Source organism: Picosynechococcus sp. PCC 7003, assembly GCF_001693255.1.
Classification (GTDB): domain Bacteria; phylum Cyanobacteriota; class Cyanobacteriia; order Cyanobacteriales; family MRBY01; genus MRBY01.
Map to the genome: position 1 here is coordinate 283,050 of NZ_CP016474.1, position 15,967 is coordinate 299,016.

A 15,967-nucleotide genomic window follows, 5' to 3' on the forward strand; every position below is an offset into this window, starting at 1 on the left:
AAAAACATTCCCTTTTCTTTCGGTTAATTTTTTAATGACAACGAAGGTTCACTTTTTAGATAGCTAAACCTTCAGCACAACAATAATCAATCGTGGTCGGCTCTATTTACCCATGCCCAGTTTTTGGGCTTTTTGGTAAACCTTCCCTTCCGTCAACAAAGAAGGAGCAATTACCACTTCTACCTGTTGCATTTCCTTGATATTTTTAGCACCGAGAGTTCCCATACTTGTTTTGAGCGCCCCCAAGAGATTATGGGTACCATCATCGAGTTTGGCAGGCCCCGTCATAATCTGAGTAATCGTGCCAGTTGTTCCCACATTAATTCGAGTTCCTCGGGGTAGCACAGGGCTGGGCGTAGCCATACCCCAGTGGAAACCGCGACCCGGTGCTTCAGCGGCGCGAGCAATGGGAGAACCAATCATCACCGCATCAGCTCCAGAAGCAATACATTTACAAATATCACCACCGGTAACGATCCCACCGTCCGCAATGATCGGCACATAGCGGCCAGATTCCTTTTCGTAGTCATCGCGGGCTGCAGAACAATCAGCCACTGCTGTAGCCTGGGGCACACCAACTCCAAGTACACCACGGGAGGTACAAGCGGCACCGGGGCCAATCCCGACGAGCACAGCCGCCGCCCCTGCACGCATCAGTTCCAACGCAGCATCATAGGTCACACAGTTACCCAGGACAACCGGGATGGGCAGTTCAGAACAAAGTTTGTGCAAGTTTAGGGGGACAATCCCTTCAGGAGATAGGTGAGAAGTAGAAACCACCGTTGCTTGAATAAAAAGAATATCGGCCCCAGCATCAGCGGCAATTTTGCCGTATTTGGTGGCACCGACAGGGGTAAGACTCACTGCCGCCAAGCCGTTTTGAGCCTTGATCTCTTGGATACGTTTCTGGATTAGCTCCGGTTGGATCGGCTTGGAATAGAGCTCTTGCATTAAGCCGACGAACTCAGTTTTATCGACTGCAGCAATCCGATCAAGGACTGGGTTCGGGTCTTCATAACGGGTTTGGAGTCCCTCAAGGTTCAATACGCCCATTGCGCCCAAATCAGAAAGCAACGCTGCCATTTTTACATCGACAACGCCATCCATGGCACTGGCTAAAATCGGGATATTTAGCTTAATTCCACCAAGTTCGAGACTGGTATCTGCCAGTTCAGGGTCTAGGGTACGACCGCCCGGAACGAGGGCAATCTCATCGAATCCGTAAGCACGACGAGCTGTTTTGCCACGACCAATTTGAATGTCCACTCTTACTCCTTAATGATTGCCAAAACTTAAATGTGTCAGTCTAGGATAACTGATTGCTTGCATTTTCTTACAAAAAAGCGACCACCAGACGTCAATCTTTCTGGAGGCTGAATTTTGGGTTGGGTGCTGGTTGCTTAGTTCGTGTGTAGGTTCACCTAAAATCAACTCGCTGGGCTCGCCTCATTTGAATGAAAGCAAACAATCATCTCTCCTAAGTTAAAGATCACTTTGTTTCGGAAGAATTGACAGGCAAGAGCGATAATTAGGGGAAAAAATGACGAGGATTTCGGTTATCGGATCCAAAGAAGGGGTAGAGAATATTCTGGTTCAGAGGCTCCCAATGTGTTAAGGCTTGAGAGGTCGCTAAAGGGTTTTAAAGTTTTTCCTGAGGAAAGGTTTTGTCTTTAAAAAGGATTGATGGGTAATTGGCGATCGCCTGGGGACTGTCGACAATTAAGCGGCCTAGAAACGATAAATACCAGGGGCATAGGATTCGACAACATTACCAGTTTCTTCACAGCTCACCATCAAATAATCGCAGGTTTCACAGGTGGTTTCCCGCAAACTGGAGTTGTGTAAATAACGACGCAGGGCTGGTGCTCCACAGTTAGGACAGGGAAGCGAATATGAGCAATCCATGGCTTTATCCTGAATTCTAAAGAAATTAAGATCTGTGATTTTGAGGGTCGTTTGAAGTTTCATTAAAAAGTTTTTAAATGCAATTGAGTTGATCCCAGGAATATTCTCTTCCCTTTTTCTTTGATCCTGAACATACTTAAGACTAATTTAAGTTTTTATCGAAAAATAGTCAAAAAGCAGTTTCGAGTTTTCCGTACTTTTAAGTAAGGGTTAACAAAAAAATATTAAGCTTGTCGGCGCTTTAAAGGATTGTTCATGGCCCTCAGGACACACCTTTGACAAGGCTGGTGAACCTTAGCGGTGGGGGAATGGGATAAGATGACGGGCAGTCATTGTCTATGAAAAATTATGGAATCTCTTGCTTGGCAAGCCGTCAAAGCTTACGAAGATATTTTGTATCAAAAGTTAGATGGGATTGCAAAAATCACGATTAATCGTCCCCACAAACGCAATGCCTTTCGACCCCAGACAATCTTTGAAATGTATGAGGCTTTCTGTGACGCCCGGGAAGATCAAGACATCGGTGTCATTCTCCTCACGGGTGCTGGCCCCCACACGGACGGGAAATATGCGTTCTGTTCCGGTGGCGATCAATCAGTACGGGGTGAAGGGGGCTATGTCGATCAAGCCGGGGTGCCGCGCCTGAATGTGCTGGATTTGCAGAAGCTGATTCGCTCGATGCCCAAGGTTGTAATCGCTTTGGTGGCGGGCTATGCGATCGGGGGTGGCCATGTACTACATCTGCTTTGTGACCTAACCATTGCCGCAGATAATGCGATTTTTGGGCAAACGGGGCCAAAAGTGGGTAGTTTTGATGGTGGGTTTGGTGCTAGTTACATGGCGCGTATCGTGGGACAAAAAAAAGCCCGAGAAATTTGGTTTCTTTGTCGCCAGTATGACGCCCAACAAGCTCTACAAATGGGTCTGGTGAATCAAGTGGTTCCCGTCGCCCAACTAGAGGCCGAGGGGGTGCAGTGGGCCAGGGAAGTGTTGAGTAAAAGCCCCATTGCGATTCGCTGTCTTAAGGCGGCGCTGAATGCTGACTGTGATGGGCAAGCAGGCCTCCAGGAGCTAGCGGGGAATGCCACCATGCTCTACTACATGACAGAGGAGGGTAGAGAAGGGAAGCAGGCTTTTTTGGAAAAGCGATCGCCAAATTTCCGCCAATACCCCTGGTTGCCCTAAAAAACCCCAGGCGATCGCCCAGGGAAGATGAGGATTCATTACCACTAAAGGATCCCAATTTGGTAGAGTAGATACCGATATAAAACCGGATAGCTTGTCCCTATTAGATCCCAGACTTTTAAAAAATTAAGTGGAACGGACAAGATTAGTTCCGCCCTGAGATTGACAAAAAGAGGTTAATCATGAAGTTACGTTCGTTATTAGCAGCCATTCTGGCTCTGTGTATCGGCGTGCTAACTGCTTGTAGTGAAGCACCCGATGCTGCGACCGTCGATGTGAAGCAACTAACATACGACGAAATTCTCAATACAGGACTCGCGAACTCCTGCCCCCAAATCGCGAACTTTACCCGGGGAACGATTCCCATTGGCCCCAACGAAACCATCGAATTCTCTGATCTCTGCTTAGAGCCCCAAAGCTACTTCGTCAAAGAAGAGCCCCTCAATAAGCGTCGTGAAGCCGAATTCATCGAAGGTAAGCCCCTTACCCGCTACACCTCTTCCCTCGAACAAATGACCGGGAAGATCAAAGCGGATAGCGAAGGGCGCCTCACCCTGGTAGAAGAAGACGGTATCGATTTCCAACCGATTACAGTTCAGTTACCCGGTGGTGACCAAGTACCTTTCCTCTTCACGATTAAAAACCTAGTGGCCCAGACCTCTACCCCGTCTGACTCCATCAATACTTCCACTGACTTTGTCGGTGAATTCCGGGTTCCCCCCTATCGTGGTGCTGTATTCCTTGATCCTAAGGCCCGTGGTACTGCGAGCGGTTATGACAATGCCGTTGCTCTACCTTCCCAAGCCGATGAAGAAGAGCTAACCCGTGCCAACATCAAGCAGTACGAATCTCGCACTGGTGAAATTTCCTTACAAATTGCCAAAATCGATGAGAAAACTGGTGAAATTGCCGGCACCTTCGAAAGTGAGCAAACTTCATCCACCGACATGGGTGCAGAAGATCCCGAAGAAGTCAGAATTCGCGGTATTTTCTATGCACGTCTAAAGACGGCTGCTTAATTTCAACTTCTCAAATACTGTTCAATCGAGGGGCGGCCATGCCCCTTTTTTATTGTTCTTTTTTTGTCGCTCACTGAGTTCGTCTACTTCTCTTTTAATCTTTTGGGGAAGAGGCTTTTAAGAAGAAAAATCTAGAGTTTGGGCTGGTCGTAAAAAGTTAAACAAAAAGAAGATCTAGAGTTCAGTAAACCCTAGACCACCGCCCCACCCTCTTGGAATGGCATACTTTTAGGACAACGTATCTAAGTAATCCCGCATGATGTTACGACGTTTGGGCTGGCGGAGTTTTTGGAGAGCCTTGGCCTCAATTTGGCGCACCCGTTCCCGGGAAAGCTCTAGCATTCGGCCAATCTCTGCCAGGGAGTAGGTTTTACCATCGCCAAGACCATAGCGCAACTGAATCACTTCCCGTTCTCGGTCGGTGAGCTCCGTGAGTAAATTGTGCAAATCACGCTGCAGGGACTCCCGGACAAGGTTTTCTTCGGGGGAAGCATCTTGGGTTTCGAGGAGATCACCTAGCTCTGTGTCTCGATCTTTGCCGACGCGAATCTCTAGGGAGACGGAACGGGGAACTTTTTGTAAGACTTCCCGCACTTGCTCAGGAGTCATTTCCAGGGCCTGAGCCACGTCATCTAAGCTGGGAGTGCAACCTTGGGTTTGGGAAATTTGCCGCTGGGCTTTTTTGATTTTATTGAGCTTTTCGGTGACATGAACCGGGAGGCGGATGGTGCGGCTTTGGGTGGCGATCGCCCGGGTAATGCCCTGACGAATCCACCAATAGGCATAGGTCGAGAAGCGATAACCCTTTGTCGGGTCGAACTTATCTACGGCCCGCTCTAAACCGAGGGTTCCCTCCTGGATGAGATCTAAAAGTTCGAGGCCGCGATTTTGATATTTTTTGGCCACAGAAACCACCAGCCGGAGGTTGGCCTGGATCATGTGCTCCTTAGCCTTGGCCCCAGCCTTGAGGATAGAGTCGAGTTCTTTAACGCTCAAGCCCACTTGTTCGGCCCAACGTTGTTTCCCCTGGCGAATGATGTCCCGTAGGACGGCCCGCTCTAGGTTCATTTCCTGGGCCCAGCGATTCAGGGAAGGGCGGCACCCCAATTCGATGGCTAGGCGGTCATGGACATTGATACAACTCAAGAATTCTGCCAAAATTTCGTCGCCTGCTTCTGCCCCCTCTTGTCGTTTTTCCAAAAGCTGGATATAATTTTGAACCTTGCGGGCTTCCGTTAGCTCCTCATCTCTTTCGAGTAACGGTACGCGCCCAATGTCCTGCAGATACAGCCTCACTAAATCTGTAGTCTGACCATTCCGGAGAGTTGTTTCATCCGGATCAAACACAGCAAACTCATCATTGCTGGCGGTCTCGGTTAGGGAGTCAAAGGAACCTTGGCTCTTGGACTGCTTGGCGGTGGTCATAATGGCGACTCTCCTGAAAATATTAGGGGGGTGCTTACCCTTAAATTTCCCTGAATAAAAGTCCTTTTCAAGGTTTTGATATATAAATTAACATCTCGGCCCTAGTCCAAAGGCGATCGCCGCTACAGTTTCTTGTCAAACTTTCATGACAAAATAACCCTTTTAAAGCACACAAAATCGTCAAATATGGGCAGTATTCAAGGCGTTTTTGTCAGCATTTACCAATATAAAAACAAGGCGATCGCCCCCAAAGCCTAAAAACTCGAAAAACTGAATTTGCGGTGGTTCTAGCGACCCCATAGAATTAAGACCGCGCCACAGAAAACAGGGTTTTGTACCGTACCGATCAATACAATTCGCCCGCTTTTCCCGTTGCATGATTAGTCCTAAACCATTCAGCTTTTAAATTGACCATGACCAACCCAACCCGCATTTTGATGTGTGCCCCTGACTATTACGAGGTGGACTATGTCATTAACCCTTGGATGGAAGGAAACGTCCACAAATCTTCCCAAGCGACGGCCATTGAACAGTGGCAGGCCCTCCATCAAATCATCAAAGAATATGCCACTGTTGATCTCGTGCCCCCCGCCCAGGGATGGCCAGATATGGTTTTTACCGCCAATGCCGGTCTGGTCTTAGGCCAAAAAGCGATCCTCAGTCGTTTTTATCATCCAGAGCGCCAAGGGGAAGAGCCTTACTTCAAGCAATGGTTTGCGGAGAATGGTTTCCAGGTCTATGAGCTTCCCCAGGATTTACCCTTTGAAGGGGCAGGGGATGCCCTCTTCGACCGGGATTCTGGGGCACTATGGGCGGGTTATGGTTTTCGCTCTGAACTCGACTCCCACGCCTACATTGCCCAGTGGCTCGATGTGGAGGTTTTATCCCTACGCCTGATCGATCCTCGCTTTTATCACCTCGATACTTGCTTCTGTCCCCTCAGCGGCGGCTATCTCCTCTACTATCCCCCTGCCTTTGATACGTATTCTAATGCCCTGATTGAACGACGAATTCCGGCGGAAAAACGCATTATTGTACCGGAGCCGGATGCGGTGAATTTTGCCTGCAATGCAGTCAATGTCGATGATGTGATCATCATGAATAAAATTAGCCCAGAGCTGGAAACGGCGATCGCCACCAAGGGCTTTCAGGTGCGGCAAACCTCCCTCACAGAATTTCTTAAGGCAGGGGGGGCCGCGAAGTGCTTAACCCTGAAAACGACAGAACCGATTCAAGAAACGGCCCAGGCCAATGCTCCAGTGGATAGTCGGATCATTCACCTCGAAGGACACCTCCTCGATGCGGGAATTTTGAACCAAGCCTTGGATTTAATTAATGAACAGGGCGGCAGCGCCAAAGTATTAAATTTCAACCTCGGTATCGAGCGAAAAAACACCTCATCGGCCAATGTACGGGTATCCGCACCCTCTCCCACCACCATGGAGGACATTATGTCCGCCCTCATTGAAATGGGCGCGATCAGTGCTTCGGCAGAGGATGTCCAGGATGCTCACCTAGAAACCGTTAAGCAAATGGGAGTCGCGCCTGATGATTTTTATGTGACGAATATCTATCCTACGGAAGTCAGAATCAAAGGCCAATGGATTCAGGTGATGCACCAACGCATGGACGGGGCGATCGCCATCAGTGAAATCAACGGCACCATTCATGCCCGCTGTCGTTTGTTGCGGGATCTTCAGGTAGGAGAAAAGGTCGTTGTGGGCATTGACGGCATTCGCACCAACCACAAAACCACCGCTCGCCCCAGCGCCGAAAAACAAGAATTTAGTTTCATGGGAGCCGGGGTTTCCAGTGAGCGCCGTGTGGAATTAGTCGTTGAGCAAATTGCCTGGGAACTGCATAAAATCCGCGCCCAAGGCGGAAAAGTTGCTGTCACGGCGGGGCCAGTGGTGATCCATACCGGGGGGGCACAACATCTCGCCAGTTTAATTCGCCAGGGCTATGTCCATACCTTGCTCGGTGGCAATGCGATCGCCGTCCACGACATTGAACAATCAATGATGGGCACTTCCCTCGGCGTTGACATGAACAAAGGCGTTCCCGTGCGTGGGGGTCACCGCCACCACCTCAAGGTGATCAATACCATTCGCCGCTGTGGCAGTATCGCCAATGCCGTGGCCCAGGGGCTAATTACCAAGGGGGTGATGTATGAATGCGTTCAAAATAACGTGCCTTTCTGTTTAGCCGGGTCCATTCGTGATGATGGCCCTCTGCCGGACACAGAAATGGATTTGATTCGCGCCCAAGAAGAATATGCGCGTCTGTTAGAAGGCACCAATATGGTTTTGATGCTCTCGACAATGCTCCACTCCATTGGCGTCGGGAATATGACCCCCGCTGGCGTGAAGATGGTCTGTGTTGATATTAATCCTGCGGTGGTCACAAAACTAAGCGATCGCGGCTCGGTAGAATCCGTCGGCGTCGTCACCGATGTAGGACTGTTCCTCAGTCTTTTGATGCGACAACTTGATCGACTCAACCAGAAGGCTGCGATGACTGTGTAATTTCTAGAACAGTCCAGGCGATCGCCAGAAAACTCCCCGGAATTAATTTCCCAGGGAGTTTTTTTGTTGCAAGCTTCTGAGTCGTGGCGATCGCCCAAAAAAACCACTAGCTAGATATAAAACTAGTGGCCTCAGCGAAATTAATTCATGTTGTTTGGAAGCATGGGTCGTCTCTTAGAAGTTAGCTCCCATGCCAACGTATCGATGATATTTAGCGACTGTTAGTACGGGGTCTTGCTTTATTGACCTTCATATCGCGGCCCATCCAGCTAGCGCCATCGAGGGCTTCAATCGCCTTATCTTCTTCATCATCGTTAGACATTTCCACAAAGCCAAAGCCACGCTTTCTTTGGGTTTCACGATCTACCGGAAGATAAACACGCTTTACTTTACCGTAGTCATTAAAGACTTCACGAAGATCGTCTTCTTCTACGGCGTAGTCCAGGTTTCCAACATAAATTGACATAAAAATTGTCTCCTTAAAGATGACTTAATCTGTGCATCGGGGAAGGAGAGTTCGTAGTCGTATCGGGCGGGGAGATTTTCTGTCAATACTGTCGTAACCAAACACAATACCAAACGAGACAAAACCGTAACCGAGTACTTTCGAATTCTTTTGATTCCCAACAATACTAGGCTAGCACAGTCAAAAAAATAAACACAAGTTTTGAGGGGCAGTTGTTTTGTAGAATAAATAAAGTTTTATGAAGCACTTTCCCCTTTTTTTGATAGCCTGAGCACTTTTACTTAGATAATCGCAGAGTCACCCTTCCTTTAAGCTTTGTTCTGGGTACCCAGGCTGTTGTTGGCCGCACATTCCGAGGCAAAACGATCCATCAAGATGACTACATCCGCTAAACATACTGAGCTACGCCAGTTGGTCCGAAGCCAATTATTGCTTTTGCTGGAATCGAATAATTTGCAAGGGGCTAAATCGTTACTTGTGCCAGTGCAACCGGTTGACATTGCCGAGGCGATTGAAGATTTACCAGAGTCGATGCAGGTTATTGCTTTTCGCCTGCTCTCAAAAGCAGAGGCCATTGAAGTCTATGAATATTTAGATTCGTCGGTGCAGCAGGCCCTCATTCAAAAATTCAAGCGCCAAGAAGTGCGGGAAGTTGTTGATCAAATGTCCCCCGATGACCGGGTGCGTCTTTTCGATGAATTGCCCGCGAAGGTGGTCCGGCAGCTCCTGGAGCAGCTCAGCCCCGAAGAAAGACAGGCGACAAATCTTTTGCTCGGTTACGAGGAAGACACCGCTGGCCGGGTGATGACCCCGGAGTATATTTCTCTCAAAGAAACATTCACAGTTTCAGAAACCATTGAGCGGATTCGGCAGCAGGCCAGTAAATCAGAAATCATCTATTACCTTTACGTCACCAATGCTTCCCGGCAACTGGTAGGCATTGTTTCCCTACGGGATTTGGTTGTCTCTGAGCCGGATTTACCGTTGTCAGAGATTATGACCCGGGATGTGGTCTCGATTCATACGGATACGGATCAAGAGGAAGTGGCACGGACGATTCAACGGTATGACTTGCTTGCGTTGCCTGTGGTGGATCGCGAGGATCGCCTAGTGGGGGTCGTCACGGTGGACGATGTGATCGACATTATTGAACGGGAAGCCACGGAAGATATCTATGCGTTGGGGGGTTTGCAAACGGATGGGGATAATTATTTCCAGATGAATTTGTGGACAGTGGCCAGGCAGCGGGTTGTGTGGTTATTTGTGCTGCTGATTACCAATACTTTTACGGGCTGGATTATTAGCTCCCAGCAGTCACTCTTGGAGCAGGTAGTGATTTTGGCGGCGTTTATTCCGCTCCTGACGGGGACTGGGGGGAATGTGGGGGCTCAATCTTCAACGGTGGTGATTCGGGGTCTGAATACGGATGATTTGAACGATCTAGGGCCAGCGAAAGTGGTCGGACGGGAGGCGATCGCCGGGGCGCTATTAGGGGCAATTCTGGGAATTGTGGTGATTGTCTGGGCCTACTTTCTCCAGGGAAATCTGGCGGTGGCCATTTCGGTTGGCATCAGTTTGGTGGCGATCGCCGTACTGGCGTCGGTGGCTGGCTCCTCACTACCATTTTTGTTCCGGTACTTAGGGTTAGACCCAGCCCTGATGTCGGCACCCTTTATTACGACGGCGGTGGACGTGATCGGGGTTTTGATTTACTTTAATATCGCCCGCGTGATGTTGAGGTTATGATAAGGCGAACGCATTTGTGAGGAGGGTCAGATTCTGATGGGAAAAAAGCAGCAATGGTTGGAAATTGCAGAATTGGGTTTGCTGCTGCTGGTTTTCTTGGCCTGGCTCTGGAATGTGATTCAAGGCGACGGTAACTTGACAATTTCATTGGTCACATTCCTGCTCTGGGTCACCCTAGGGCTAAATTTTTTTAACCGCATCGCCCATCAACGCCAACAACGGCGACAAATCCTGGGCACGGTGCGGAGCCTTGAGCAGCGTTTACAAGGTCAGTTTCAAGGGCAACTTCAACCCCTCACCGAACAGATCCGTCAAGCGAGTCAAATTAACGCCAGTCTGGCCCAAATCGAGACGGATGGAGAAATGCAAACCTATCTGCGCAGCTTAGAAAAAGCTTTGACCAATGTGGTGCAATATCTCAATGAAGCAGTCCTAGATGAACGGCTCACGAATTTAGAACAGGAATTTTTACGGCAGCAACCTAACCCAATAGGAAAAGTCCCTTCCACAGCCCAAATAGCTACCGACGATCTAGAACCAGAGGCGATCGCCGATCCTTGGACTACGGAAACACTCCCCGCTTCAGAACCACCCGCAGCACCGCAACCCAAGCAGCAATGGCAGTTAGTCGCAACTCTCACGGCTCACCGAGATTGTGTGAGTGCTTTAGCCTTTAGTGCCGATCAAAAATTCCTCGCAAGCGGCAGTTGGGATCATCAATTGAAACTCTGGCGCGTAGAGGATCAAAAGCAAATTTCCCAGGTGACCGCCCACGAACAGGGTCTTTTAAATCTAGCATTCATCCCCCCTGTGCCCGGAACCAAGACGGAGACAGATCCAATAGAAATAGTGGCGATCGCCAGCAGTAGTTTTTCGCCGGAGGTCAAGCTTTGGCACCTCGATCAAAGCCAAGCAGTGCCCCAACTCGCGCTCCAAAACTCCCTGGAGGGACATCAAGGGGCCGTGTATGCCATGGCTTTGACAGGCCAACAAACCCTCATTACCGGGAGTCACGATCAGACCCTGCGCCAGTGGCAACTTAGGGATGGCAGTGTCTATCAAAAAACCCTCGATCTCAATGATCAGATCCAGGCGATCGCCCTTGCCCCCCAAGGAAACCTCTTCATCAGCGGCGGCACAGAGGGAGTCCTCAAGTTTTGGCGCACGACGGATCATCGGTTACTTGGCAGCTTGAAAAATGATCCCCCCGCAGCCATTGCGGCGATCGCCATTCGCACCGACGGTAAACTGTTTGCTTCTGCCGGGGAACATGGCCTGATCCATCTGTGGCAAGTGGATCTCAATCATTTAGAGGTTTTACCGGAAACCGTGCCTTGTTTCACCCTAGAAGCCCACGAAAAGCCTGTTACCCAACTTCTCTTTAGCCGCCAAGGTCATTTTCTCCTGAGCAGTAGCGTCGATGGCACGATCAAGATTTGGCAGTTGGGGATCCCTGAGCCTTTGACGACGTTGAATTTCAACACTCCCGACCAAGAAGATCATGTGCGTTTGCTGTCCCTAGCCCTCACTGCTGACGGGCGTACCCTCGCGGCGGGCGGTTCCGATGGCACGATCAAAATTTGGCAGCAAATTTAATCAAATTTCATTCACGATAGCCAGCCAGGGAAATTATCCACCGTTAAATATTGATTCCGTGAGAAGCAACAGGCTAGGCTAGATCCACTGTTTTTGTGCGGGTAGCTAACGTGAAGCGTGTCATTTTAATTCTGTTGACGATTATTACCCTGGTGCCGCTCCTGTCTTCGTTGTGGGCCAGTTTCCAGGAACCGCAGATCCAGGGCCGCCTCGAACTCTATCAAACCAACTTGGTGCTTCAGGCCGCAGAGTATGATCCCAATTCCACGGCCAATACTTCCCCGGAGGCGATCGCCACCCTTGTTACCCAACTGACGGGTCAAGATCCCTATAGCAGTGCGATCACCCAGTACGAAAAGGTGCTCAGTAGCAGTGAAGCTCGCCAAAAACTCCTCACAGACCCTACAGAAACAACCGCTGCTAAATCCCAGGCAACCAAAAAGGCGATCGCCGAAACCGCTACTTTTATCGATGAACTCCAGCTCAGACTCGGAATCTTGTATGCCAGTCGCGGCAAGCTCGATCAAGCAAAACAGCGGTGGGAAGCCATTTCCGGAGAAGAATCCGATGTCCTAGCCCAAACTTTAGCGCCCCTCTGGCTCAACTCCCAAGCTCCCACCGACCCAAACGCTTTAACTCAAACAGAACTTGAAACCTGGTTCCAGCAACAAAATCTCCAAAAGCTATACCAAATTCAAGACAATCGTCCAGCACAGCAGCAACTCCAGCAACAAATTCAACAGAATGCGCAACGGGCGTTTTTAAAATTAACGGTGATTACCATCTTGCCCTTTAGTGTGGGTCTTTTTGGCTTGGGTTTTCTTATCTTTCTGGGGATTCAAGCTTTCCGGAAGCAGGATGACGCTCTTTTACACATTGACGCCCAGGCCACTTGGAATACTCCCTGGAATGGAGAAATTATCTGGCAAGTTTTTATCGTCGGCTTTTTTCTCGTGGGTCAAATTATTTTGCCCCTTGTTTTACCGATTGCGCTCCAGGCGTTCAGCATCGATGCCACCGCTTGGACAGTGCGCGAAAAGGCAGTTTATACCCTCATCACCTATTCACTGATGGCGATCGCCGGCTTAATGGTGCTGGCAGCCTCTGTGTGGGAATTTCGGCCCCTCCCTCAGGATTGGTTTCAGGTGAAATGGCTAGATAACTGGACAGTATGGGGATTTGGGGGCTATATGGTGGCATTGCCGCTGGTGTTACTCGTTTCCCTACTCAACCAGCAAATTTGGCAGGGCCAGGGGGGCAGTAACCCAATCCTATTTCTCGCCCTCAAAGCCCAAGATCAGGTGGCCTTAACCATTTTCTTTTTAACAGCTTCGGTGATGGCTCCCCTCTTTGAGGAAATTATGTTCCGGGGTTTCCTATTGCCTTCCTTAACCCGCTATATTCCCGTTTGGGGCAGCATTATTCTCAGTGCTTTTCTGTTTGCGATCGCCCACATGAGTTTGTCGGAAGTCTTACCTTTGATGACTCTGGGGATCATTTTAGGGTTTGTCTATGTTAAATCCCGCAACCTGTTGGCACCGATGCTCCTCCATAGTTTGTGGAACAGCGGTACTCTATTGAGTCTGTTTATCCTCGGTAGTTAGGTCGGATTCGCCTCGGTTGGATTTTCCCGCAGCCAAGTTTCTAACTCTGCGGCTGACTCGAATCCAAATAGGCGATCGCTCAGGGCATCCAGTTGAGCTAGATTAAGGGCTTGAATTTGTGGTTTAAATCCTGAAACCTGATCAGGAAAACGTTGCTGGATAAAGCGTAGGATTATTTTACAGGCTTCTTCTTGGCGTCCTTGCTGTAGACCTTCTTCCATCCAAGAGGTGACAATTTGCAGCACCTGGGCTTCTTCCTGGGGCTGGATTCGGTGTAGTTCCTGCTCAAAGACCTGCTGTTCTGCCATATTTAACCTCAGATAGGTATCCACAAAACCCGATAACAAATGAATTCTGGCCGAATCTAAACGAAGCGTCACAATCATCCGTAAACATTCTAACTTGACCTTTGGGCGTTCCTCTGATTTGAAGTTCATCTTTGCCATGAGAGCAGCCGCAACGGGGTTCGGTTGACGGAGAAAATCACGCCACGGCAAGCGGTTCAATTGAATGCTTTGGAAGGAGAAACTAAGAATTTGCTTCGCAGGAAACGCCACCGAAAAAGTTTCCGGTTCCAGCCTTTGGGGAGAACGGTAAGAAAATAAGGCAATAGGGTAAATGGGTAAGCGATATTTTTCGTACAACCGCGCAAAATAGAGAAACATACGTTCCGCAAACTCGGCTTGGGAAGTCGCCTGATTTTCGATGTGTACTAGAAAACAAGTCTCTTGGCCTCGGAAACGGAGTTTGGCCACAATGTCCACATTGCGACGCGTTTGGCCAGGCAGGTCATTAAAAACTTCTTGGGTCAGAAAAATTAAGGAGTCCTGTTCGGCTGTTTCGAGGATTTCCGGGGCAAAAAGGGCGAGAAAATCCCAGAAAAAGGTTGTCAGCAACTCCTTAAACAACAAATCATGGTCGATGCTTCGGGTCATGGTTGAACCAAAAAACCAAGGTGAAAGTCGTTTAAATTTCGTCGGGGATTACCCATTGGGGGGGGGCCATCATTTTTTTCAGGCGGGCTGCCTCAGCAATTTCGTGCATTTTGTCGATGGAGACTGTTTGCACAAATTCACTGGCTTTTTGGGCATATTCTTTATGGGGGCAGTCCTCCCCCAGGATGCAACCATTGATGCACTCAACGGCACAGTTTACGGTTTGACTCATTGTTTTTTGAAGGATCTTTTCTCAGGGTATTTTGGTGTAGTTTAACGGTTTCAGTCTCAGCCACCACCGACAATGGTGACAATTTCGAGGCGATCGCCTGGCTGGATTAAGGTATGCTCCCACCGCTGACGGTGGATAATTTCGCCGTTATACTCCACTGCCACGAGGCGCGGGTTCATGCCTAATTGTTCAAGGCAGCGGGGTAAAGAGAGTTCACTCGCAATGGTTTTTAGTTCACCATTCACCCAAACGTCAATCATCTATGCACTGGCCTCCTCAAGGTTTTGTAGGGTTTGTTGACGGTGTAATTGGGCCGCAAAAAACTGGGCCGTTAGGGTCGGGTCTTCACTCTGCATCAGTGCCCGCACCACCGCAACCCGTTCGGCTCCAGCCGCGAGAACCTCGCCGAGATTTTCGGTGTCAATGCTCCCGATGGCGAACCAAGGCACGGGACAGTTCTCTTGGGCATAGCTGACATAACGGTGGCCTGCTGCGGCTTTCCCCGGTTTGGTGGGGGTTTCGTACACAGGGCCAACACCCACATAATCCGCCCCTTCACTCAACGCTTTTTCTAATTCCGTGGGATTGGTGGTGGAGCGGCCAATAATTTTATCGGGACCGAGGAGTTGGCGGGCAGTGGCGATGGGTAAATCCGTTTGGCCCAGGTGAACGCCGTCAGCATCTACGGCTAGGGCCAGATCCACACGGTCGTTCACCAAAAATAGGGCATGGTAGCGATCGCACAATTTTTTCAAGACGATCGCATTGGCAAAACGCTGTTCGTCGGGGGTTTCTTTGTCGCGGTATTGCACGATTTCTACGCCTCCCTGGAGGGCCGCTTCGGTTACTTCTAGGAGTTTTTCATGGGGAGAAGTGACCAGATAGAGTCGTGCCGTTTCCAAACGCTGTTTTAGTTGGGGGCTAAAGAGTTGACTTTCGAGGGTATAGACCTGATAGCGCATCTGTTTGCAGGCGATCGCCATGTCCGTTTTGTAGAGTTTGGCGTATTCTTCTAGCACCCGGAGCGCTTCTTCGACCCGGCAGAGATTGGCCCGGAGTAAATGATTAAGATCCGTGCGAGTTTCTTCCTGGGGATGGCTGAGATTCGTCCCTACATCATTGGGCGTATCCCGGGCGGCGCGTAGTTCGTCGTGGTGCCATTGGGCCAGGGTTTGGCGCATTTCTTTGCACCGGGCCGCGAGATCGGCGTGGTTCAAGCCAAATCGGAACCATTCTTCAACAATGCGCAGTCCCTCCCTGGCTCGATCGAGGTTGGCATCGAGGATGCGAAAAACAGCGGTGGTATCGGTGGATGCAGGTTTAACCATG

At 49.6% G+C, this 15,967-nt stretch carries 14 protein-coding genes; 6 read left to right on the forward strand and 8 right to left on the reverse strand.

All coding sequences use genetic code 11. From position 1 onward, the window contains the following. Positions 1-102 precede the first annotated feature (102 nt). Together AWQ21_RS01330 and AWQ21_RS01335 are read right to left on the reverse strand one after the other, a co-directional pair. On the reverse strand, positions 103-1,266 hold the full coding sequence (locus AWQ21_RS01330; protein WP_065712989.1) for a GuaB3 family IMP dehydrogenase-related protein: 1,164 nt from the start codon (positions 1,264-1,266) through the stop codon (positions 103-105). A 462-nt stretch (positions 1,267-1,728) separates the two neighbouring features. Next, positions 1,729-1,905 carry a replication restart DNA helicase PriA gene (locus tag AWQ21_RS01335; RefSeq protein WP_065715158.1) on the reverse strand — a complete coding sequence of 59 codons (177 nt, stop codon included), beginning with the start codon at positions 1,903-1,905 and terminating at the stop codon, positions 1,729-1,731. A 348-nt stretch (positions 1,906-2,253) separates the two neighbouring features. Here AWQ21_RS01335 and menB point away from each other — a divergent pair, with 348 nt between their 5' ends. Together menB and AWQ21_RS01345 are read left to right on the forward strand one after the other, a co-directional pair. After that, positions 2,254-3,090 carry a 1,4-dihydroxy-2-naphthoyl-CoA synthase gene (gene menB, locus AWQ21_RS01340; RefSeq protein WP_030006063.1) on the forward strand — a complete coding sequence of 279 codons (837 nt, stop codon included), beginning with the start codon at positions 2,254-2,256 and terminating at the stop codon, positions 3,088-3,090. Between the two features lie 182 nt (positions 3,091-3,272). Beyond that, positions 3,273-4,109 (forward strand): photosystem II manganese-stabilizing polypeptide, encoded by an 837-nt coding sequence (locus tag AWQ21_RS01345; protein WP_065712990.1) that lies wholly within the window; start codon positions 3,273-3,275, stop codon positions 4,107-4,109. A gap of 228 nt (positions 4,110-4,337) precedes the next feature. On the opposite strand, the gene sigC is transcribed toward AWQ21_RS01345, so the two are convergent. After that, positions 4,338-5,534, reverse strand: a complete 1,197-nt coding sequence (sigC, locus tag AWQ21_RS01350) for an RNA polymerase sigma factor SigC (protein WP_065712991.1) — start codon at positions 5,532-5,534, stop codon at positions 4,338-4,340. 413 nt (positions 5,535-5,947) lie between these two features. On the opposite strand from sigC, the gene AWQ21_RS01360 reads away from it, so the two are divergent. Continuing rightward, on the forward strand, positions 5,948-8,059 hold the full coding sequence (locus AWQ21_RS01360) for a TIGR00300 family protein (RefSeq protein ID WP_065712993.1): 2,112 nt from the start codon (positions 5,948-5,950) through the stop codon (positions 8,057-8,059). 211 nt (positions 8,060-8,270) lie between these two features. Here the strand turns inward: AWQ21_RS01360 and AWQ21_RS01365 are convergent, their stop codons facing one another. Beyond that, positions 8,271-8,525, reverse strand: coding sequence for an RNA-binding protein (locus tag AWQ21_RS01365; protein ID WP_065712994.1), 255 nt, complete (start codon positions 8,523-8,525; stop codon positions 8,271-8,273). Between the two features lie 375 nt (positions 8,526-8,900). On the opposite strand from AWQ21_RS01365, the gene mgtE reads away from it, so the two are divergent. The 3 genes from mgtE (at position 8,901) to AWQ21_RS01380 (ending at position 13,471) form a co-directional block, all read left to right on the forward strand. Continuing rightward, complete coding sequence (mgtE, locus tag AWQ21_RS01370; protein WP_065712995.1) at positions 8,901-10,271, forward strand: magnesium transporter; 1,371 nt, start codon at positions 8,901-8,903, stop codon at positions 10,269-10,271. 36 nt (positions 10,272-10,307) lie between these two features. Further along, positions 10,308-11,867 (forward strand): WD40 repeat domain-containing protein, encoded by a 1,560-nt coding sequence (locus tag AWQ21_RS01375; RefSeq protein WP_065712996.1) that lies wholly within the window; start codon positions 10,308-10,310, stop codon positions 11,865-11,867. 110 nt (positions 11,868-11,977) lie between these two features. After that, positions 11,978-13,471 carry a CPBP family intramembrane glutamic endopeptidase gene (locus AWQ21_RS01380; protein WP_232315020.1) on the forward strand — a complete coding sequence of 498 codons (1,494 nt, stop codon included), beginning with the start codon at positions 11,978-11,980 and terminating at the stop codon, positions 13,469-13,471. Here the strand turns inward: AWQ21_RS01380 and AWQ21_RS01385 are convergent. Genes AWQ21_RS01385 through AWQ21_RS01400 form a run of 4 tightly spaced genes read right to left on the reverse strand, consistent with a single transcriptional unit; the run spans position 13,468 to position 15,966 of the window. Next, entirely contained in the window at positions 13,468-14,406 is a 939-nt protein-coding gene (locus tag AWQ21_RS01385; RefSeq protein WP_065712998.1) for a DUF4351 domain-containing protein, read from the reverse strand. The genes AWQ21_RS01380 and AWQ21_RS01385 overlap by 4 nt on opposite strands. Positions 14,407-14,437: 31 nt before the next feature. Next, positions 14,438-14,638, reverse strand: coding sequence for a hypothetical protein (locus AWQ21_RS01390; RefSeq protein WP_065712999.1), 201 nt, complete (start codon positions 14,636-14,638; stop codon positions 14,438-14,440). A gap of 56 nt (positions 14,639-14,694) precedes the next feature. Continuing rightward, the gene (gene thiS / locus AWQ21_RS01395; RefSeq protein WP_065713000.1) at positions 14,695-14,898 is read right to left on the reverse strand and encodes a sulfur carrier protein ThiS; all 204 of its coding nucleotides are present in this window, start codon (positions 14,896-14,898) and stop codon (positions 14,695-14,697) included. After that, positions 14,899-15,966 (reverse strand): thiamine phosphate synthase, encoded by a 1,068-nt coding sequence (locus tag AWQ21_RS01400; RefSeq protein WP_065713001.1) that lies wholly within the window; start codon positions 15,964-15,966, stop codon positions 14,899-14,901. Position 15,967: the final 1 nt, after the last annotated feature.